At 72.6% G+C, this 20417-nt stretch carries 13 protein-coding genes; 5 read left to right on the forward strand and 8 right to left on the reverse strand.

Annotated elements, in window-relative coordinates; all coding sequences use genetic code 11:
* Positions 1 to 269 precede the first annotated feature (269 nt).
* Positions 270 to 3422: an FAD-binding and (Fe-S)-binding domain-containing protein gene (locus FRANEAN1_RS27545; protein ID WP_020463037.1), complete on the reverse strand. Its 3153-nt coding sequence runs from the start codon at positions 3420 to 3422 to the stop codon at positions 270 to 272.
* Positions 3423 to 3721: 299 nt separating this feature from the next.
* Between FRANEAN1_RS27545 and FRANEAN1_RS27550 the strand changes: the two genes are divergently transcribed.
* On the forward strand, positions 3722 to 5992 hold the full coding sequence (locus FRANEAN1_RS27550) for an ABC transporter ATP-binding protein (protein WP_347176785.1): 2271 nt from the start codon (positions 3722 to 3724) through the stop codon (positions 5990 to 5992).
* Here the strand turns inward: FRANEAN1_RS27550 and FRANEAN1_RS27555 are convergent.
* From FRANEAN1_RS27555 to FRANEAN1_RS27570, 4 genes are all read right to left on the reverse strand, one after another.
* Positions 5976 to 8600, reverse strand: coding sequence for an ATP-binding domain-containing protein (locus FRANEAN1_RS27555; protein ID WP_020463039.1), 2625 nt, complete (start codon positions 8598 to 8600; stop codon positions 5976 to 5978). The genes FRANEAN1_RS27550 and FRANEAN1_RS27555 overlap by 17 nt on opposite strands.
* Positions 8601 to 8979: 379 nt before the next feature.
* Positions 8980 to 9567 (reverse strand): type 1 glutamine amidotransferase domain-containing protein, encoded by a 588-nt coding sequence (locus tag FRANEAN1_RS27560; protein ID WP_020463040.1) that lies wholly within the window; start codon positions 9565 to 9567, stop codon positions 8980 to 8982.
* 78 nt (positions 9568 to 9645) lie between these two features.
* The gene (locus FRANEAN1_RS27565; protein WP_020463041.1) at positions 9646 to 10308 is read right to left on the reverse strand and encodes a hypothetical protein; all 663 of its coding nucleotides are present in this window, start codon (positions 10306 to 10308) and stop codon (positions 9646 to 9648) included.
* Between the two features lie 108 nt (positions 10309 to 10416).
* The gene (locus tag FRANEAN1_RS27570) at positions 10417 to 11397 is read right to left on the reverse strand and encodes an alpha/beta hydrolase (RefSeq protein WP_020463042.1); all 981 of its coding nucleotides are present in this window, start codon (positions 11395 to 11397) and stop codon (positions 10417 to 10419) included.
* Between the two features lie 141 nt (positions 11398 to 11538).
* On the opposite strand from FRANEAN1_RS27570, the gene FRANEAN1_RS27575 reads away from it, so the two are divergent.
* Positions 11539 to 12753 (forward strand): acyl-CoA dehydrogenase family protein, encoded by a 1215-nt coding sequence (locus FRANEAN1_RS27575; protein WP_020463043.1) that lies wholly within the window; start codon positions 11539 to 11541, stop codon positions 12751 to 12753.
* Positions 12754 to 12942: 189 nt separating this feature from the next.
* Here the strand turns inward: FRANEAN1_RS27575 and FRANEAN1_RS27580 are convergent, their stop codons facing one another.
* Positions 12943 to 14358: a hypothetical protein gene (locus FRANEAN1_RS27580; protein ID WP_347176786.1), complete on the reverse strand. Its 1416-nt coding sequence runs from the start codon at positions 14356 to 14358 to the stop codon at positions 12943 to 12945.
* Between the two features lie 294 nt (positions 14359 to 14652).
* On the opposite strand from FRANEAN1_RS27580, the gene FRANEAN1_RS27585 reads away from it, so the two are divergent.
* A complete protein-coding gene (locus FRANEAN1_RS27585; protein ID WP_020463045.1) occupies positions 14653 to 15030 on the forward strand; it encodes a hypothetical protein in 378 nt (125 codons plus the stop codon).
* Positions 15031 to 15271: 241 nt separating this feature from the next.
* Here the strand turns inward: FRANEAN1_RS27585 and FRANEAN1_RS27590 are convergent, their stop codons facing one another.
* Positions 15272 to 16363 carry an IS630 family transposase gene (locus FRANEAN1_RS27590; protein ID WP_020463046.1) on the reverse strand — a complete coding sequence of 364 codons (1092 nt, stop codon included), beginning with the start codon at positions 16361 to 16363 and terminating at the stop codon, positions 15272 to 15274.
* 215 nt (positions 16364 to 16578) lie between these two features.
* Between FRANEAN1_RS27590 and FRANEAN1_RS27595 the strand changes: the two genes are divergently transcribed.
* A complete protein-coding gene (locus FRANEAN1_RS27595; RefSeq protein WP_020463047.1) occupies positions 16579 to 17493 on the forward strand; it encodes a hypothetical protein in 915 nt (304 codons plus the stop codon).
* 182 nt (positions 17494 to 17675) lie between these two features.
* On the opposite strand, the gene FRANEAN1_RS27600 is transcribed toward FRANEAN1_RS27595, so the two are convergent.
* Entirely contained in the window at positions 17676 to 17864 is a 189-nt protein-coding gene (locus FRANEAN1_RS27600) for a hypothetical protein (protein WP_041254856.1), read from the reverse strand.
* 274 nt (positions 17865 to 18138) lie between these two features.
* On the opposite strand from FRANEAN1_RS27600, the gene FRANEAN1_RS27605 reads away from it, so the two are divergent.
* A complete protein-coding gene (locus tag FRANEAN1_RS27605) occupies positions 18139 to 20304 on the forward strand; it encodes a protein kinase (RefSeq protein ID WP_020463048.1) in 2166 nt (721 codons plus the stop codon).
* Positions 20305 to 20417: the final 113 nt, after the last annotated feature.

A 20417-nucleotide genomic window follows, 5' to 3' on the forward strand; every position in this document is an offset into this window, starting at 1 on the left:
CCAGGACACGCACGAGACACACCCGGCGGCCACGAGCAGCGCCGCGAGCACGATCGGCAGGGTCCGGAGGCGAGTCCGCAGGCGCGTGAACAGGCGCGTCCGTTGACGGCTCGCCAGGTGAGGCCGGCGCCGTGTGCGCCGGCGGCGGACGGCGGCGGACAATCCGCCTGCCGCCTCCGTAACCGGTGAGATGCGCACAGCACCACAGTGACCCAGGATGGTCACCGCACCACAGCTATCCGTTGTTTCTGTGAAATTCGACCGTTGGGTCAGCCTGGACGCAACTTTTTGGCAAGTAGCTCGGCGAGGTGATAGGCCGTCCGGCCACCGAGCTGGGCGGCCTGCGTGCGGCACGAGAAGCCGTCCGCGAGCAGCACAGTGTCCTCCCCCGCCGCGCGCAGGGCGGGCAGCAGCGCCCGCTCGGCGACGGCGACCGAGATGTCGTGGTGCCCACGCCGCATCCCGAAGTCACCGGCCAGGCCGCAGCACCCCGCCAGGGTCTCGACCTCCGCGCCGGCGGCCCGCAGCAGCGCGCTGTCGGTCTCGAAGCCCATGACCGCGTGCTGGTGGCAGTGCGGCTGCGCGAGCACCCGCACGCCGTCCAGCCGCGGAAGCCGCCACCCGCCCGCGGGGTTCCTTCCACCGGCCGGGTTTCCGCCGCCGGCGGGGCTCCTGGCCGGGCGCTGTTCGGGGCCGCCATCCTGGGTCAGCAGCTCGGCGAGCGTCCGCACGCCCGCCGCGAGCGCCTCGGCCCGCCGGTCTCCGGGGAACAGCTCGACGAGGTCGTCCCGCAGAACGGCCGTGCACGACGGCTCCAGCCCCACGATCGGGATCCCGCTGAGCGCGTAGGGGGCGAGCTGGTCAAGGGTCCGGCGCAGGCGGCGCCGCGCCCCGTCCAGTTGGCCGGTGGTGATCCAGGTGAGGCCGCAGCAGGCGGGCCGTCCGCTCGGGATCAGTACCCGGTGGCCGGCGGCGGTGAGGACCTCGACCGCCGCGCGCGCGGCGCCGGGCGCGAACACGTCGGTGAAGGTGTCGACCCACAGCAGCACCGGTGGGTCCGTCCGGTCGCCGGTGGCGGCCGGCGCGTTCCGGCTGGTTCGCCGCCACCAGCGGTGGAACGGCTCCGCGGCGAACTCCGGCGCGGCGCGGCGGGCGTCCAGACCGCCGAGCCGGAACAGTGGACGGCGGATCGCGCCGGTGCGCAGCGCCGCGTTGACCACCCGGGGCACGCGCCCGGCGAGACGCGTCCACCGGGGCAGCCAGCCGAGGGCGTAGTGCGCCGCCGGTCGCGGGCGACGTCGGTAGGCCCGGTGCAGCACCTCGGACTTGTACCGGGCGACGTCGACACCGGCCGGGCAGTCCCGGGCGCAGGCACGGCACGACAGGCAGAGGTCGAGCGACTCGCGCACCGCCGGATCGCGCCACTCCCGCCGCGCGGGCGCGGGAATGGCCGGCGCGCCGCCCGGCCCGGCGGGGCCGCCGGGGCCGCCGGCGGCAAGCTCCTGCAGGACCCGCGCGCGGCCCCGGGTCGAGTCCTTCTCGTCCCGGGTGGCCAGGAAGGACGGGCACATGAAGCCCCCGGACGTGGACGTGTCCGCCCGGCACTTCGCCAGTCCGACGCAGCGGTGCACGGCCTGAGTGAGGTCCCCTGCGTCCGCGGTGAGCGCGAAGCTCCCTTCCACCCGCGGCAGTGGACGGGCCCGCGGGCGACGCAGGTCGGCGTCAAGCGGCCGTGGGCGCACGACGACCCCGGGGTTCATCAGGTCGTCCGGGTCGAAGATGTGTTTGAAGGCGGCGAAGGCCGCCAGAGCGTCCGGCGAGTACATGATCGGAAGCAGCTCGCCGCGGGCCCGCCCGTCCCCGTGCTCGCCGGTCAGCGAGCCGCCGTGCGCGACGACCAGGTGCGCCGCCTCGGTGAGGAAGGTCCGCAGCCGGCCGGGGTGCTCGGCGAGCGGGAAGTCGATCCGCACGTGCACGCAACCGTCACCGAAGTGACCGTAGGCGACGCCGTCCAACTGGTGGGCCCGCATCAGCTTGCCGAACTCACGCAGGTAGGAGCCCAGGTTGGCGGGCGGGACGGCGGCGTCCTCCCAGCCCGGCCAGGCCGGGGCCCCGTCCGGGGTGCGCCCCGCCAGGCCCGCCCCGTCCTCCCGCAGGCGCCAGAGCGCCGCGGCCACAGGCCCGGCCGGCAGCACCATGGACGCCCCCGCTCCCGCGTCGGCCACGACCGCCGCCGCCGCGACCGCGGCGTCCGACCCGGTCGGCCCGCCGACCTCCACGAACAGCCAGCCGCCGCCGTCGGGCAGCGCGGGCACGGCGCCGCTCCCCCGGCGGCGGCGCACCCCGTCGACGAGGCGGGCGTCCATGCCCTCGACGGCGAGCGGGCGGTGGCCGAGCAGGCCGGGGACCGCGTCGGCGGCGGTCGCCATGTCCGGGTATCCGAGCACCGCGAGCGCGGTCGCGGTCGGTATCTCGACGAGCCGGACCGTCGCGCCGAGCACGACGGCGCAGGTGCCCTCGGTACCAACGAGAGCGCGCCCGAGATGGGCACCGCGCTCGGGCAGCAGATGTTCCAGCGAGTAGCCCGAGATCTGCCGGTCGAACCGCCCCAGCTCCGTCCGGATCACTCCGAGGTTCGCGTGGACGAAGGTGTCGAGCCCCGGCACCACCGGCCCGGCAGGCGATCCGTTGCCGGACGGTGGCGTGCCTGTCGCCGCGGCGGTGGCGGCGAAACGGCGGCCCGTGCCGTCCACGACGTCGAGGGCGACGACGTTGTCGGCGGTCCGCCCGTAGGCCACCGCGCGCGCCCCGCAGGCGTTGTTCCCGATCATGCCGCCGAGGGTGGCGCGACCGTGGGTGGACGGGTCGGGGCCGAACCGCAGCCGGTGCGGGCGCGCGGCGGCCTGCAGGTCGTCCAGCACCAGACCGGGGGCGACCTTGGCAGTTCTGGAATCCGGGTCGATGTCCGGAGTTCCGGTGAGATGCCGGCTGAGGTCCATGACGACCCCGGGGCCGACCGCGTTGCCGGCGATGGACGTCCCCGCGCCGCGCACCGTCAGCGCGGTGCCCGTCTCCCGGCAGACCGCGGCGACAGCGAGGACCTCGTCGACGTCGCGCGGCAGGACGACGACCTCGGGGGTGACCCGGTAGTTGGAGGCGTCCGAGGAGTACTCGGCGCGCCGCCGCGCCGAATGATCGACCACCGGTGCCGTGCCACCCGCGGTGCGGACCACGGCGGATCCGGTGGCCGCGCGCAGCCGCGCGACCAGCTCCCGGGCCTCAGCCTCGCCCCGTGCCGCTACGCTCCCGCTCCCGGCCGGCCGGGAGCGGCCCAGGCCCAGGCCCCGGTTCCGGCCCCGGGCGGGCTGGACGCGGGTCGTCCGCTCCGCCCGGGAGCCCCCGGGCAGATCACCGTCGCGCATCGCGCCTCCCGTCCGCACCGAACCACACCGAGGGCCGGCCCGACACCGAGACGGCCCGTTATCGGGGCGGCCCGGCCCTCGGTAGCTCTATCCCCTGTACGCCCAGGTCGTCCCCGCCCCCGGTCGAGTCCTTCGAGTGGTGCCGCGGGCGAGGGGACGTGTCCGGGTGTTGTCGTCTCGCTGGCGAGGCGAGATCTGTCGTAGGTCTGGGAGACGATCCCGACGTACCACCGGATCATGCCGGCCCAACCAGGCGATCCTCGAGTGTGGCGATCATCGAGTGTCTACGGGAGGTGCACATGTCGTCCAAAGCTCCGCCCCCGACCGGCCCGGCGGCCGGCCCTGGCGCTGCCGGAGCTGACGCCGCCGGAGCTGACGCCGCCGGAGCTGACGCCGACCACGGTGAGGGCTCCGGTGCTGCCGGTGGCCGCCGCGGGGCGGATCGCGGCGCCCCGCTGGTCCCCACTCTCATGGCGCTCCTTCTGGCCCGTCTCACCGCGAGCCGGACGGCGCGGCGCGGGGTCCGCTTCTTCGACGACCAGGGCGGCCGGCTGGTGGCCATCGTCGCGCTGGATCTCGTCGGCGCTGTGTCCGTGGCCGTCACGCCGTTCGTGCTGCGCGCGGTCGTCGACGACGGGCTGATCGACCAGTCCGCCACCCAGGACAGAACCGCGCTGGTCGGCCAGGTCGCGCTGCTCCTGGCCGCCTTCCTTCTCCAGGCGTTGCTGGGCGCCGTCTCGACCCTCGTCGGTTCGGGTGTCGGTGAACGGGTGCACATGCGCGCGACCGTCGCGATCCACGACCAGTTGCTCCGGCTGCCGTTCTCGTTCTTCCCCGGCCAGCGGCACGGCGACGTCCTGACCCTGTTCGGCGGGGACATCGCCGAGGTCCGCAGCGCGGTGTCGCTCTCCGTCCCGCGCGCGATCAGCGCCGGGGTCACCGCGGTGGTGGGCGTGGTGAGCATCGTCCTGCTGGACTGGCGGCTCGCGCTGGTCGCCGTGCTCCTGTCTCCGCTGGTCTTCGGCCTGATGACGCTGGGCCGGCGCCGCGGACGCGAGCTGACCAGGGAGCACATCAAGCTGCGCTCGGCGCACTTCGCCCTGATCACCGACACGACGAGCGTGTCGGGAGCCCTGCACGTACGGCTGTTCGGGCGCAGCATGTACGAGTCCGGCCGGCTGGCCACGATCGCCGACCAGACCCGCCGGATCTCCCTGAAGCGGATCAGGGTGTCCGCGCTGGCGCAGCTCATGTCGTCGGCTGGTGCAGCGCTCGCCATCGTCGCCGTGATGAGCGTCGGCATCTGGCTCGTCAGCACCCAGCGCGCGACCGTCGGAACGCTGGTCGCGTTCGCGAGCGCGCTGCTGTTCGCGTACCGCCCGGTCACCGGCCTGGCCGAGAGCCGGGCCGACCTGATCGAGGCCGGTGTCGCCTTCGACCGGATCTTCGGGCTGCTCGACCTGGTGCCCGACCCGCGGGACCTCCCCACCACCACCGCCGGGCCGGCGGGCCGGCCGGCCCCGGGCAGGTCCGCGGCAGCCGGGGCGGCCAGGGCGGCGGAGTCGAGCACCGGGCTGGTCGGGGTTCCGGCTCCCCGTGGGGCCACCGGGCCGGGCGCGGGCGCGCCGGCCGCGGGGAGCGGCACGGCACCGGCCGAGGCGAGCGCGCCCACCGTCCGCGCGCCCGAGATCGTGGTGGACGGAGTGTGGTTCCGCTATGCCGGCGGCCGGCAGAACGCCTGGTCCGCCGCCGGCCGGGACGTGCGCCGCCGGTGGTGGTACGTCGCGGACGATGAGGAGGACGAGGACCAGGAACCCGAGCAGGCGGCCTCGGGTGAGGCCGCCCAGGCCGGGGAGGCCGGCCCCGCGGGCCGCTGGGCCCTGCGCGATGTCCGGCTCACCGCCGGGGCCGGCAAGAAGACGGCGATCGTCGGAGCGAGCGGCGCGGGCAAGACGACGCTCGGCTACCTCCTGTCCGGGGTGCACCGCCCCGACCGCGGCCGCCTCCTGCGCGACGACACGGACTTCACCGACCTCACCTGGAGCGCATTGCGGGCGACGATCGGAGTCGTCCCGCAGGACCCGCACCTGTTCAACGACACGATCGCCGCGAACGTCCGCTACGGACAGCTCGACGCCACCGACGAGGCGATCACCGCGGCGGTGGTCGACTCGGGCCTCGGCCCGATGCTGGAGCGGCTGCCCAAGGGCATCCGGACGAAGGTCGGTGCCCGGGGCTACCAGCTCTCGGGCGGGGAGCGCCAGCGCCTCGCGCTCGCCCGGGTCCTGATCGCCGACCCGCCGGTGCTCATCCTGGACGAGGCGACCTCCCAGCTTGACGCGACGACCGAGCACACCGTCCAGGAGGCGCTGACCCGCCTCGGGGCGGGGCGGACCCGCATAGTCATCGCGCACCGGCTGTCCACGATCGTCGACGCCGACCGCATCTACGTGATGGGTGACGGCTCCGTGGTCGAGCACGGCACCCACGACGAGTTGATCCAGGCCGACGGCGCCTACGCGCGCCTGTACCACCACCAGCTCCGGAAGGAGGTCACCACAGCAGGTTGAGCTGGCGGCCTCCGACCACCGGGTCACCGAGACCGGCATCGGTGTCGGCATCGCCGGTGTCGGTGTCATCGGTGTCGGTGTCATCGATGTCGGTGTGGGCGGGGGCGGTGCGGGCCTCGGCTTCGGTGCGACTGGTCGCCCTCGGGGCGGCGCCGGCCTCGGGTGTCGCCGGGCCACCGCGCACCGGCATCCGATGCAGGACGCCCGGGAGCTCCCCGGTGTGCACCACGGTGAGCACGCGGGTGGCCCGGGTCAGCGCCACGTAGAGATCCGCCAGGCCCCGGGTCGGGCCGGCCAGGATCTCGGCCGGTTCGACGAGGACCACGGCGTCGAACTCGAGGCCCTTGGACTCCGCGACGGTGAGGACGGCGACGGGCGCGTCCAGCAGGTCCGCCTCCGCCGGCTCCCGGGTCCCGGTCGGGCGGTCGTCCGGGTCGTCGGGCTGCCTCGGCAGCGCGAGCTGGGGCACGGCAGCGCGCAGGGCGGCCCGGATCGCCGCGGTCCGCCCCGGAGGGCAGATCACGGCGACCCGCCCCCCGGCCGCCTCGCCCGCGGCCCGCACGGACTCGTCGACCACGCCCCGCAGGAGCGCCTCGTCGGCGGATGGTATCCGGACGGCGTCCGGGCGCCGGCCGGCGGAGCGGACCGACAGGGGCGGCGCGGCCGTGGGATCGGCCGCCGTCAGCACGTCGGCCGCGACATCCATGATCTCGCTGGGGGTCCGGTAGTTCACGGTGAGCCGCTCGACGGTGTAGTGGGCACCGACAGCCGGACCCAGCAGTTCGCCCCAGCTCTCCGGCGGCCGCGGGCGGGCCGCCTGGGCGAGATCCCCGACGAGCGTCGCGGTGCGCCCCGGGCAGCGCCGCCAAAGCAGGCGCCACAGCATCGGCGAGACCTCCTGGGCCTCGTCGACGATGAGGTGGCCGAACGTCCAGGTCCGGTCCCCGGTCGCGTACTCGGCGGCGCCGCGGCGCTGGCGGGGTGCGGTCCAGCGCTCGGCGACCGTGTCGGCGTCGAGCCGGTCGTCGAGGCCGAGCATCTCCAGCACGCCGCGGGCGTACTCCCGCTCGGCCGCGCGCTCGGCGGCGGCGCGGCGCGCCTCGTCGAGGCGGGCGTCCTCCTCCGGGTCGCCGAGCAGCTCCGCGGCCTCGTCCAGCAGTGCGACGTCCGCCGGAGTCCAGCGGATCCGGCCGGTTTCGGCGGAGCGGGTTTCGCCGGAGCGCCGCGCCGGCGCGTCCGCCGGGCCCTCGCGCCGCAGCAGGGCGCGTTCCTCGGCGGTGAGCCGGGTACCGGCGGCCCGGGCGAGGAGCTCCTGCGAGGCGTACAGGTCGGCCAGCAGGCGGGCCGGGGTGAGCAGCGGCCACAGGTCGTTCAGGGCCCGCCGCACCCCGGGGTCCGCCCACAGATCTGAAGTGATCTCCGAGCGCTCCTCGGGCTCGAAGAGGCCACCGGGCAACCGGGAGACCACCTGGTTCGTCAACGCGCCGAGCAGCTCGCGGATGAACACGCGGCGCGCGGAGTTGTGCGGGCGGCGGCTGCGGCGGGCCCGAGTCCTGGCCCGGACGATGGTGTCGCGGTCCAGGTGCAGGTCGTGCTCGTCGTGGCGGATCCGCACCCCTCGGCCGGGTGCCCGCTGGCGGTCCCGGACCGCGCCGGCGATGACGTCGGCCATCCGTGCGTCGCCCTTGAGGGACGCGGCGGCGACCGGGTCCTCGCCGGTCGCGTCCACGCCGGGGAAGAGCCGTCCCGGGGTCGCGAACACCACTCCGGTCTCGCCGAGGGAGGGCAGGACCTGCTCGATGTAGCGGAGGAAGACGGGGCTGGGGCCGACCACGAGCACCCCGGACCGGACGAGCCGGTCGCGATCGGTGTAGAGGAGATATGCGGCACGGTGCAGCGCGACGGCGGTCTTGCCGGTGCCCGGCCCACCGTCGACCACCAGCACCGCGTTCGCCGCCGCCCGGATGATCCTGTCCTGTTCGGCCTGCAGCGTCGAGACGATGTCGTGCATCCGGCCCGTGCGCGGGGCGGACAGCGCCTCGAGGAGCATCGTGTCCCCGGTCGCGCCGAACCCGGCTTCGGCGCCCGCGCCGGCTTCGGGGGCCGCATCGCCCTCGGCGGCCCCCGAAGCCCCGTCGGCGGCGCCGGCCTGCGCGAGATAGGCGCGGGGGTCGAGCGGGTCGTCGGCGAGGCCGGTGACCCGCCGGCCGCGGGTGCGCAGGTGGCGGCGGCGGGTCAGGCCACGCGGATCGGCGATGGTCGCCTGGTAGAACGCGGTGGCCACGGGCGCCCGCCAGTCGACCAGGATCGGCTCCTGCTCCTGGTCGGACAGCCCGATCCGGCCGATGTAGGTGCGCCCCCCGGCCGCGTGGTCCATCGCGCCGAAGCACAGCCGCCCCTCGGCGGCGTCGAGCCGGGCCAGCCGGTCGGCATGCGTCGCGGCGAACACGTCGCGTTCCACGATCGACTGCGGCGTGCCGGTGCCAGCCTCGAGCAGCACCTGTCGGAGTTGCCTTTTGGTGGTCTCCCGGACCTCGTCCAACCGGCCGTAGAGGGTGTCGACGTAGGCCTGCTCACGGGCGAGCTCTCCGTCACGTGTCGTCGGCACCGGATGTCCCTTCGGGTCGGGTGGCGGGAGGCGGGTCGGGAGGAGGTCCCGGTGCGGGTACGCGGGCGCCAACAGCCCACCACACCCGGATCATCCCGCCCGCCGAAGCGCGCACCACGACGTGTCCCGCTGTCGACCGGCCGCGTCTCCTGGACAGGCGCCTTCGCCGGCCACGGCGCCGGCCGCTCCCCGGGAGGTCACCGGGCCAACGCTGGCCCGGCACCAGCCGACCCCGAAGGACGGCACGCGGCTGCCGGTGGACGGATCGGGCGCGGATTCTCCTCGACCACCCAGGCTACGTCCAGCTCGGCGCCGCGCGGCCCACGGCCGGGGTGACGGTCGCCGTGCCCGCCGCGCGGCGGAGCCCGCCGGGCCGCGTTCAGACGTGCGCCGGCGCCAGCTCACCGACGAGCGCGGACTCGAAAGCCGGCAGATCACCCGGCCGCCGGCTGCTGATCAGCGGATTGGGCCCCGACCGGCAGATCACGACCTCGTCGTCGACCCAGGTGGCACCGGCGTTGCGCAGGTCCGTCCGCAGGCTCGGCCAGCTCGTGACCCGCCGGCCCCGGACGACGTCGGCCTCGATCAACGTCCACGGGCCGTGGCAGATCACGGCCACTGGAAGACCACGGTCGAAGAAGGTCCGGACGAACGGCACGACGCCCGGCTGCCAGCGCAGGGTGTCCGGATTGGCTACCCCGCCGGGAAGCACCAACGCGTCGAAGCCACCCGGGTCGGCGCCGGTGACCGTCGCGTCCACCGGGAAGGTGTCGGCGCGATCGAGATGGTGGAACGCCTGGACCGTCCCCTCCTCCGTCGAGACCAGGACCGGGGTGAACCCGGCGTCGCGCACGGCCCGCCAGGGTCCGGTCAACTCGACCTGCTCAACGCCTTCCTTCGCGGTGAGGAACGCGACCTGGCGCGCGGTGTCCGCACGGCGGCCCGCGTCATGACCGAGATTCGTCATGCTGTTCACTCCCTCGCTGAGATCCGTTCAGCGGCCTGGGCCCCGGTCCCGGGCAGCCTGTCCGTGGTGCCGAGGCCGTCACCCGCCGGGGGCCGCTGCCTGCCGCACGTCGTCGGCGTCGCGCTCGAGCCGGGTGCGCACCAGCGCCGCGACGAGGCGCGGCACGTCCTCGCGTTCGACGAGGTCGCTCAGGTCCCGCGGGTCGGTCGGCAGGCCCAGCTCGGCCGCCGCCGCCAGCGCCCGCTGGTCCGCGTAGGGCACCAGCTCGTCCCAGGCGGCCTGGGCCTCGCGCAGGAAGATGTCCGCGCCGACCGGCCCTATCCCCTTGATCTTCTGGAGCAGGACCCGCTCGCGGTCCGGGGTGCGCTCCGCCGCGTCGCGCAGGCGCCGGATGTCGCCGTCGTAGGTGTCAAGCAGGTAGGCGCAGGCATCGCCGAACGTGCGCGAGGTGCTCTCGTCGTAGCGGGCGTACCCGCTGCGGTTGAGCACGCGGGCCCGATCCGCCCACGACGCCTCACCCAGGGCGGCCGCGGACGTCCACCCCTGCTCACGCAGCGCACGGAACGCGCCGACGGCGATCGGCGTGCGGATGCGGGCGCTCGCGAGCAGCGCGAACACCAGCAGTCCGAACATCGACTCAGCCGTGTCGGCGGGGACGTCGACGTCGATCTCCTCGGCGTACGTGCGGCCGTGCCGGGCGAGCAGCTCACGCACGATCGCACCGGTGTCAGTTCCAGCCATGAGACTGGGCTACCCGCGACGGTCCCCCGCACTCCCGGCCCGCCTGCCGGCGCCGCGCCAGCGCAGGGGCCGGCACCGCGCCGGCCCGCGGTCGGAATCACCGGCGCGCTAGGCGAAGGCGAACTCCCGGATCAGGCGGACGAGCTCGTGCGGGCGGTCGCTCTGCACCGCGTGGCCGGCGCCGTCCACCACGACGGAGCGCAGCGCCGGCAGACGGAGGCGGAACTGCTCGACGTCGTCATCATGGACGAACCGGGACAGCGCCCCGCGCACGAGCAGTAGCGGGACGATGATCGTGTCCACCTCCTCCCACAGGCTGTCCATGCCGGTCACCTCGGTCGTCGCGCTGGGGCCGCCCAGGTCGTAGCGCCACACCCACCGGCCGTCGGCGCGCTGGTAGGCGTTGTGCCGCACGCCGCGGCGGACGCCCGAGGCCGGCCGGTTCGGGCTGAGCCGGACCGCCGCGTCGGCCATCTGCTCGAACGAGTCGTAGGTGGGCTGGCCGCCGACCAGCGCCACCGCGCCGCGCTCCGCGGTGTTCATCGCCCGGCTCCGGTCGGCAGACTGGGGGGTGACGTCCACGATGACCGCGCGCCGGCACAGGTCGGGCCGGGTCGCGGCGAGGTGGATGGTGGTGGCGCCCCCGAGGGACATGCCGACGATGACCGCCGCGTTCGGCGCCAGCTCACCTAGCGCCGTCGCCACCGCCGTGCCGCTCGCCCACGGGCCGTAGTTCCGGTCCGGACGCCGGAACGACCGGCCGTGACCGGGCAGGTCGAAGGCGATCGCGGGCCGGCCGAGGGCCAGCGCGACCGAGTCCCAGGTATGGGCGTTCTGACCGCCGCCGTGCAGGAACACGATCTCCGGGTCGGCCGTCCCCCATCGGATGTGGCTCAACCGCCGCCCGGGTTCGACCTCCACGTGGCCGCGGGTGACGTCCGGCCGGCCCTGATAGGGGATGCCCAGCTCCTCGGCGTTCTCGTGGAGCAGCCCGAACTCGTCGTAGTCGTCGCGTTCGTAAGCCTGGTCGTGGTCGTGGTTGTGCTCTTCGGCGTCCAGCGTGCTGTTGATGTTCGGCAGATCGGCCATGATCCCGCCTCGCTCTCGTCACCGCCTGTTCGACCGCCCGGCACCGCCCGACGCGGCGGCCGACGGATCGTCAAGGGAGAATGTAGGACCCATCGGCGCGACACGTACCGGTCCGGACGGCCGGGGCAACGAGAGGAATCCATGAGCGGCTTCAGCCTCGACCTCACCGACGAGCAGACTGAGCTGCGGCGGTGGGTGCACGGCTTCGCCGCGGACGTCGTCCGCCAGGCGGCGGCCGAGTGGGACGAGCGGGAGGAGACTCCCTGGCCGGTGATCCAGGAGGCCGCCAAGATCGGCCTCTACAACTTCGACACGCTGGCCACGCTGTGGGCCGAGGAGACCGGCCTGGGCCTGCCGCTCCTCTCCGAGGAGCTGTTCTGGGGCGACGCGGGCATCGGCATGTCGATCATGGGAACGTCGCTGGCGGTTGCCGGGATCGCGTCGGCCGGCACGTTCGACCAGCTCGGCGAATGGGTGCCCCAGTGCTTCGGTGACGCCGCCGACCCGAAGGTGGCCGCGTACTGCGTGTCCGAGCCCGAGGCCGGCTCGGACGTCTCGTCGATGCGGGTCCGCGCCCGCTACGACGAGGCGACCGACGAATGGGTGATCAACGGCCAGAAAGCGTGGATCACGAACGGCGGCATCGCGAACGTCCACGTGGTCGTCGCCTCGGTCGACCCGACGCTGCGCGGCCGCGGCCAGGCCGCGTTCGTCGTCCCGCCCGGCACCCCCGGGCTGACCGGGAACAGGAAGATCAAGAAACTCGGCCTGCGGGCCTCGCACACCGCCGACGTCTTTCTCGACGACGTCCGGGTGCCCGGCCGGTGCCTGCTCGGCGGCAAGGAGAAACTGGATGAGCGGCTCGCCCGTGCCCGCGAGGGCTCCCGCTCCGCCGGCCAGGCCGCCCTGCAGACCTTCGAGATGACCCGCCCCACGGTCGGCGCGCAGGCGGTGGGCATCGCCCGGGCCGCCTACGAGTACGCGCTGGACTACGCCCGCCACCGGGAGCAGTTCGGACGTCCGATCATCACCAACCAGGCCGTCGCGTTCGCGCTGGCCGACATGCGGATGGAGATCGACGCGGCCCGCTTGCTCATCTGGCGCGCCGCGTGGATGGGCCGCAACGAGCGGCGCTTCGAGGCCGGGGAGGGCTCGATGTCGAAGCTCAAGGCCGGCGAGGTCGCGGTGTGGGCGACCGAGAAGGCGGTGCAGATCCTCGGCGGCGCCGGCTACAGCCGCGAGCACCCGGTGGAGCGCATGTACCGCGACGCCAAGATCTACACCATCTTCGAGGGGACCTCGGAGATCCAGCGGCTCGTGGTCGCGCGGGCCATCTCCGGAATGCGCCTCTCCTGATCCGCGGATGGCGGCGGTCGGAGCCGCACGGCGCCCGGATTTACCGGATTGAGTCGCGGAATCCCGGCAACATACGGGGTCTGCCGACGTGAAGCAGTCTTCAATCTGGCGTAGGCCGGACCGCCGACGCGGTAACGGGGGCGATGTCGGGGGCATCGACTGCGTCTGGTGGTCCGGCCGGGGGGCGCGTCAGCCGCCGGTGAGGTTCGCCGCGCTGACATAGGCCACGCTCGCGTGGCTGTCGACCGGGCGGCCCGACCCGTCGACGCACCGGACGGTGGCGGTCACGTCGTGCGGCTTGAAGCCCGACGTCCAGTTGTCCACCGAGCACCTCGAGGTCGGCTCGCCGTAGGCGGTCACGCTGAGGTGGTCGGGCGTCCCGGCGACGCCGGGAAGGACCACCTCGTAGACGCCGACTCCTGTGCGCCGCACCGTGTTGACCGACCCGGCGCTGTTCGCCGAGTAGCGCGCCCAGGCGTCGACCGGGTCCCCGAGCGGCGCCGGCTCGAGGGGTCCGCCGTCGCGGACAATGCCGGTGAACAACTGCGCGAAGTCGCTCGCGCCGGTCGGCACCAGCGCGTTCCGGTCGGTGTACAGCAGGACGAACGGGGTGTCCGCCAACGTCGTGCCGTCGGCGCAGCCGACCAGGACGGACTGCCGGTCGGCCTTGACCTCCCGGCCGAGGACGTTGCACCCGGCGGCGGAGGTACCAGCCGCGTTGACCTGGAGGTTGTTCCCGGGGCGGACGAACTCCGACCCGACCAGGTCGACGGCATAGCGGCCGGTGTCGAGATGGTGGACCTGGACCATGCCGGGCCCGGACACGCTGTAGGCGTCGCGGGGCCGGGAGTCAGCGCGGCCGCCCTGGTCGAGGTGCACGTACGCATATGGAGGATCCCCGACCGGTGGTCGGTAGCCCTCGGGCACGTAGGTGAACAGAAGACTGAACCGGGAGTCGACGAAGTCTCCGGGCGGACGGCGGCAGGCCAGGTTGACGCGCTCGTCCAGCCGCCCGGGCGGCCCGGACGCCGATCGCGCGCCGGTCACCGCGCCGGGCTCGCCCGGTGGTGGCGCCACCGCGTCCCAGTCGACGATGTGGCAGTGGGCCGGCGCGGCCGCGTCGGTGACGGCACCGGACGGCGCGTCGGCGTCGGCATCCGCGGCGCCGGTCGTGGCTGGGTTCGGGCCGGTGCCGGTTCGGCCGGCCGCGGCGGGCCCGCCGATCGCGGTCGCCACGGCGACTCCGCGCCGCCGCGACACGCCCAGGCCGGGGAAAACCACGCTGTACCGGCCCACGGCCGTACGGGAGATCACCGGTCGGGCCTCGGCCAGGGCGTCGACGACCTGCCAACTCCCGGCCGCGGCGGAGTCGGGGGGCTCCAGCGGAGCCGCGGGCGACACGACGTCGGAGCGCAGGAAACCCCAGCGGGGGCCGATGGGATCGCCGTTCCCGGCACCGCCGTTCCCGCCGTCACCGGGCCCGCCGGCCGCGTACGCGGCGGGATCATCACGGACGGCGGCGAGCGTGACGAGCGTCACCGCGGTGATCAACGCTAGGACGGCGAGCACCGCGCTGGTCACCGTGGCCCGACTAAAACGCGGCACGCGTCCAGCCCTTTCGTCGTCGGCGCTCGCGACCGCGGCCGTGCCCACCCCATCCGGGCGCGAGGTATGTCGTAGCCGAGAATGGCACAACTGTGGGTGCACCCGCACAGAGACCCTGTGCATGCACGTACCGGGCCAGATCATCAAGTACCCGACACATCAGCGCGGCTGCGGCAGGTGAAACGGTCCGTGGCCGGTGGGTCCCTACGCGCCCGCCGCTGCGCCGAAGCGGGCCGCCGGGCGGCGAAAATCACCGTGCCGACATCACCCCGGCGACCTGCAGGAGGACATTCCATGGGACGGTTCAGGCCGATTTTCCACCGCGGTGGCCTCGGCTTTCTGCTCGCGGTTCTGGCGGCGACCGGGGCCGCGTGCCAGCCCGGTCCGGTGCGCGGCCCTGGCGGTGGGGCCGATTCCCCTCCCGCGGCCGACACAGATGCCACACCACGCCCGGACCCGGCAGACCTACGCCGTGTCTCGGCGGAAATAGAACGCCGGGTCACGGCCTATGCCCAGGCCCATGACACCTCGTACTCCTTCGGGGTCTACATCGATTCCGGGATAGGACGGGTCATCCTGGAGACCGACGCCCCCGCGAACGTGACGGACCAACTCGTCGGCGCCGACGCCGATCTCGTCCAGATCCGGCGGGAAAAGGTCGAGGACTACTAGCCGCGAACATCACCGCACAACGCGCTGTTTATGCGGCTTGCCTTGTCAAGAAGGAGACAGGCGTCGAAACCTCGACGCTCCGAACCACCTCGGTACTGTGCCGACGATCTCCAGTGATTCGGAGAGATGCACCAGGTGAGCAGACAACCTGAACGCATCCGACAATCGTTCTGCAGATTTTCGGAGAGTACTAGTAGATTGTAAACCAAAATTCTTTCCGATGATACATAACTAAATGTCGTCACAAGTTGTTGGCGAGCAGCTTCCTGAATTCCCGGTGGAGTACCTCCACCTTGGCTACGATCTCTTCTGCGGTGGCTGTCCACTCGAACGGATGGGCGTCCCAGTTCCAGTTCTTGACATAGTTGTTGATGGTGTTGACGAGGTCCTGGACCGAGACGAACGCCCCGTGCTGGAGTGCGTGCCGGGTGAGAATACCGAACCAGTTCTCGACCTGGTTGAGCCATGAACTGCCGGACGGGGTGAAATGGAACGTGACGTTCTTGTGTCTGCGTAGCCATGTGTCGACGTCGGGGCCGTAGTGGGTGGCCAGATTGTCGACCACGACATGGAGCTCCGCACCGCCGTATTCCGCGATGACCTGGTCCATGAACGTGAGGAAATCGGCCCTGGTGTGGCTGGGGAAGCACCTGGCGGTGACCCGCCCCGTCCCGACGTCGAGGGCGGCGAACAGGTCGGTCGTGCCCTTCCGCTGGTAGTCGTGCGTGCGGGTGGCGACCCGGCCGGAGGCGACCGGCCGCGGTGGCTGCGTCCGGTCGCGTGCCTGCACCCCAGGCTTTTCGTCGATCGACAGGACCTCGGCGCCCTCGGGGGGATCAAGGTAGAGGCCGACGACGTCCTCCACCTTGGCCTCGAAATCCGGGTCCGCCGAGAGCTTGAAGACTCGGTGCCGGTGCGGCTGGAGATTGTTCTCCCGCCACAGCTGGGCCACGAAGGTGTGCGAGACCGACACTCCTTCGCGGCGCTTCAGGTACCGCGCCATCTCGGTGCTCGTCCAGTGGCTCAGTCCGGTCTCCGGTGGAGGAGTGGTCCTGGTCAACGCCAGGATCCGCGCCCGTACCCGCCCCGGGACCTCCCGTGGCCGCCCCGGGGACACCCGGCTCAGCAAGCCGTCCGGCCCCTCCTCGTCATAGCGCGACAGCCACAGTCGCACGGTAGGCTTCGACGCGCCCGCCTTCTCGGCTATTTCCCGCACCGAGAATCCTTCGTCCCGCCATAGCACCATACGGGCGCGGGCAGCCGCAGACCTGTCGTACCCACCACCTCCAGCCAAGGACTCGAGAATATCGCGTTGATTATCAGTTAGGATCATGTGTCCAATTTACCCACACTTTTTCTAGCCTAACAGTGTCACTGGAACGAGCATTTGTTTACGCCGCACTAGGTGAGAAATTCTAGATCGAGGCTCCGCTGGGGCGGAGCCGGCCTGGCGATGGCCGGATTCACCGTGATCGCTAGCACGATTCCGGTGTACGCCGCGAACTCGTCAGGCGACAGCAAGGCGACCCCATCGCGGTAGACAACGCGGTGGCCGCTCCGGCCGCGGATGCCACCTTCGCGACGGACCAGGTCGCGGCCGATCTGGCCGCGACCTCAAGCACGGTCGGGTCGAAGGTCGTCTCCTTCGTCCAGACCAAGGGCACCTCCTACACCTTCGGCGTCTACGCCGATCCCGACCTGGGCAAGGTCATCGTCGAGACCGACGCGCCCGCGCGGGACGTGGCCGCGCGGGACGTGGCCGCGCGGGACGTGGCCGCGCGGGACGTGGCCGCACTGCTCGGCAAGGACGCGAGCCAGGTCGTGGTCCGCAAGGGGAAGGTCACCGACCTGTTCAGCCGGCGCGACGACATCCCCGCATTCTGGGGTGGCGCCGGGATCAGGTCCGGTGGGGCCATCTGTTCCTCGGGCTACACCGTCGCCGACTCGGCGAACACCCGCTACCAGGTGACCGCCGGGCACTGCGCACCCGACGGCGCGACCGAGGTCACGGAGCTGGGCAACCGCACCTTCGGTGTCGTCAGCGGCAACGGTCTGCCCAGCAAGGACATGGTGCTGCTCGGCGGTCAGCCGTACGGATCGTTCATCTACGGCGGCGGCGTCAACAGCAGCACCGGTTACCACGTCGCCGGCGCCGGCAATCCCGTCGTCGGTTTCACCAACTACTTCCACAGCGGCCGCACGACGGGTGAGAACTGCGGGCACACCATGCAGAGCGTCACGGCCACCGTCTGCACCAGCAGCGGCTGCAAGTCGCCCGTGGCCGCCTTCACCGGCGGTGTCCTCCCACAGGGCGGCGACTCCGGCTCGCCGTTCTACGCCAACGCCACCAGCGGCTCCGACAAGCACATCCGCGGGCACGTCATCGCGGGTAACGGAACCACCTCGTACGCCGAGCTGTGGAACAACGTCGTGGCACGCTACGGCGTACATATCGTGACATAGTTCTCGCACGCCTGTTCACGAACCGGTCGGCCCCGAGCGCATTCCTCTCGCCCGGGTCCGGCCGGTCTCTCGTTTCAAGGCCCACCACCTACCGGAACGCCGTTTTCCCGTCCACCGGCCGCGCGCCGGACGACAGGCGTCACGCGGCCCGGGAGCGCGCGCACAGGCATCCGAGGCACGCGTTACAGGAGGTGGTAGGCCGGGCATTCCGGCCAGGAGACCATCGACGGTCGGGGGCCCGCCGGGTCCGGGCTGTCGACGTGGCTCCGCTGGCCGTCGAGGCGGCCCAGACCTGGCTGTTCCCGCCCACCGCCCGGTACCTGTTCCTGCCCACCGCCGGTGGCCGTCCCGGTGGGCTGCCGCGCGGGCACGCCACCCGGAACAATCGCACAGCATTGTCGGAGCACCGACACCGACCCCGCGCCGGCGGGCATGTCCGCCCAAAGACAGCCGGGCGGGGTGCGCTTTCACCACCGCCCCCGCATACAGTGATGCCGACTGCACAGGATTATCTTCCGATTCGCGGGAATGGCGCTCGGACCCAATTCTGTGGTAGTGATCTACCGATAGTGAACAGACTCCGGTACACGGCGGCGATCCTCACATGAGGCACTCGACCCGCCACGGCAGGTGAGGGTGGGCTCGATGTCATCGGATGCCGGTGTGACGGCGAGGACCGTTCCGCTCGGCGCGGACGATCCCCGTGAACTCGGTTCGTACCAGTTGCTGAGCAAACTCGGCCAGGGCGGCATGGGCACGGTCTACCTGGGCAAGTCGCAGCAGGGCCGCTATGTCGCGATCAAGGTGATCCGCGCCGACGTCGCCGACGACGCCGAGTTCCGCGCCCGCTTCCGGCTCGAGGCCGAGACCGCCCGCCGGGTCGCCCGGGTCTGCACCGCGGAGGTGCTCGACGCCGACCCGGACGCCCACCAGCCCTACCTGGTCACCGAGTTCATCGAGGGCGAGACCCTCTCGCGTTTCGTCGCCCGCAACGGCCCGCTCGCCGACGCCAACCTCGAGCAGCTCGCCGTCGGCGTGGCCGCGGCGCTGACCGCGATCCACCGGGCCGGCATCGTGCACCGCGATCTCAAGCCGTCGAACGTCGTGCTCTCACCGTTCGGGCCGCGCGTCATCGACTTCGGCATCGCCCGCGCGCTGGACGCCGCCACGAACCTCACCGGCGACCTCCAGCAGCTCGGCACCCCCGCCTTCATGTCCCCCGAGCAGATCGAGGGCGGAGCCGTCACCCCGGCCGTCGACATCTGGGCGTGGGGCGGTGTGGTGACCTACGCCGCCACCGGGCGCTACCCGTTCGGGGACGGCAACGCGCAGGTGCTGCTCTACCGGGCGTTGCACGAGGAGCCGCGGCTCGACGGCGTCGACCCGGCGCTGCACCCCATCGTCTGGCACGCGATGCGCAAGAACCCGACCACCCGGCCGACCGCGCAGCAGCTCATGCTCCGCCTGCTCGGCGATTCCGGCGAGGATGCCGACGCCACGATCGACCCTCGCGAGGTCACCAACGTCCTGCAGGGCTGGAACCTGCCCGTACCCGGCAGCGGCCAGGGGGACGACGGCCCGACGATGGTCACCGCGGCCGGGACCCAGGGCCCCGCCGGCTACAGCAGCACCGAGGCCTCCACCAGGCTCCCGACCGGCGTCGGCGGCCGACCGGGCACCCAGGGCGGCTTCCACCCCCAGGCAGGCGGCCCGACGCCTCCTGCGCAGGGCGGCGGCACTCCGGGTACGGGCGGCACGGGCGGCGCGCCGGACAAGAAGCGCCGGACGCCCGTAATCGTCGGCGCCGCGGCGGCGGTCGCGGCGGTGGTCGTCGCCGCGACCCTGATCGCGACCGGCGGCGGCGACGACAGCGACGACAGCTCCACCGCGTCCAGCGGGTCAGCCCCCGCCAGCGGCGGGGCCGCGTCCGGGATTCCGCAGGCGGCAACCCCGCTCGACCTCGACACGATGGTCTTCGCCAGCGACCAGAACGGCAACTACGACCTGTTCACAGGCCGGGTTCCCGCGCAGGGGGAACTCGCGGACATCAAGCCGATCACCACCGCGGCTGATGACGACATGCTGCCCTCGATCAGCAAGGATCGCCGGACTGTCGTCTTCTTCCGCAAGGGCTCGCCCAATGCCCTCTACGCGGTGGCTGCGGACGGTTCGGGGTCCCCGGTGAAGTTGTTCACCAGCGGCCCCGCGGCGAAGCTGACGATCGCCGACGACGCCCGACCGTCGCTGTCCCCGGACGGCAAGTTCCTCGTCGTGCGGTCGACGACCGATGAGTCCGGATTCCCGAACCCGGGTCTGTATGTGGTCTCGCTCGATGGCTCTGGGTTGTTCCGCCTCGGCGCCAAGCCCCAGGCGACCGACCCGGCCTGGTCGCCGAGCGGTGAGCTCATCGCCTACTGGTCGTCCGAGACGGAGAGCGACCGCGGCTTCATCGTGACGATCCCGGCGAGGCCTGACTCCCAGCCGACACCGATCACCAACGGCCAGGGAAACCGAGACGCGGACCCGACCTTCTCACCGGACGGAAAGCGGATCGCCTTCAGCCGCGAGGTCGACGGTGACCTTGAGATCTACCAGATGAACACCGACGGCTCGGCAGTGGAGCGTGTCACCGCCGAGCCGGGCCGGGACCAGGATCCGGCCTACTCACCCGACGGAAAGCTCCTGAGTTTCACCGGCGAGCGGGGCACGCCGCTCCGCCGGATCTACCTCACGGACCCGGCGGACACGACCGCGGCGGACCGTCTCCTCACCAGCACCGCAGGCTTCCACATCCGCTGGGCAAGCGGCTGACCAAAGCCCCACGCCTCCCACAGGGAGGACCACCTCCATCCCGAAAAGCGTGATCGCCTGACGCGAGACACAGCGTCAGGCGATCACGCTTTTCGGGATGGTTTCGGTTTCAG

This window comes from Parafrankia sp. EAN1pec (assembly GCF_000018005.1).
GTDB lineage: Bacteria > Actinomycetota > Actinomycetes > Frankiales > Frankiaceae > Parafrankia > Parafrankia soli.

Coding starts and splice junctions, on each gene's coding strand:
- FRANEAN1_RS27545 (WP_020463037.1), bottom strand. CDS start 3,422: ATGCGCGACGGTGATCTGCCCGGGGGCTCCCGGGCGGAGCGGACGACC.
- FRANEAN1_RS27550 (WP_347176785.1), top strand. CDS start 3,722: ATGTCGTCCAAAGCTCCGCCCCCGACCGGCCCGGCGGCCGGCCCTGGC.
- FRANEAN1_RS27560 (WP_020463040.1), bottom strand. CDS start 9,567: ATGACGAATCTCGGTCATGACGCGGGCCGCCGTGCGGACACCGCGCGC.
- FRANEAN1_RS27565 (WP_020463041.1), bottom strand. CDS start 10,308: ATGGCTGGAACTGACACCGGTGCGATCGTGCGTGAGCTGCTCGCCCGG.
- FRANEAN1_RS27570 (WP_020463042.1), bottom strand. CDS start 11,397: ATGGCCGATCTGCCGAACATCAACAGCACGCTGGACGCCGAAGAGCAC.
- FRANEAN1_RS27575 (WP_020463043.1), top strand. CDS start 11,539: ATGAGCGGCTTCAGCCTCGACCTCACCGACGAGCAGACTGAGCTGCGG.
- FRANEAN1_RS27585 (WP_020463045.1), top strand. CDS start 14,653: ATGGGACGGTTCAGGCCGATTTTCCACCGCGGTGGCCTCGGCTTTCTG.
- FRANEAN1_RS27590 (WP_020463046.1), bottom strand. CDS start 16,363: ATGATCCTAACTGATAATCAACGCGATATTCTCGAGTCCTTGGCTGGA.
- FRANEAN1_RS27605 (WP_020463048.1), top strand. CDS start 18,139: ATGTCATCGGATGCCGGTGTGACGGCGAGGACCGTTCCGCTCGGCGCG.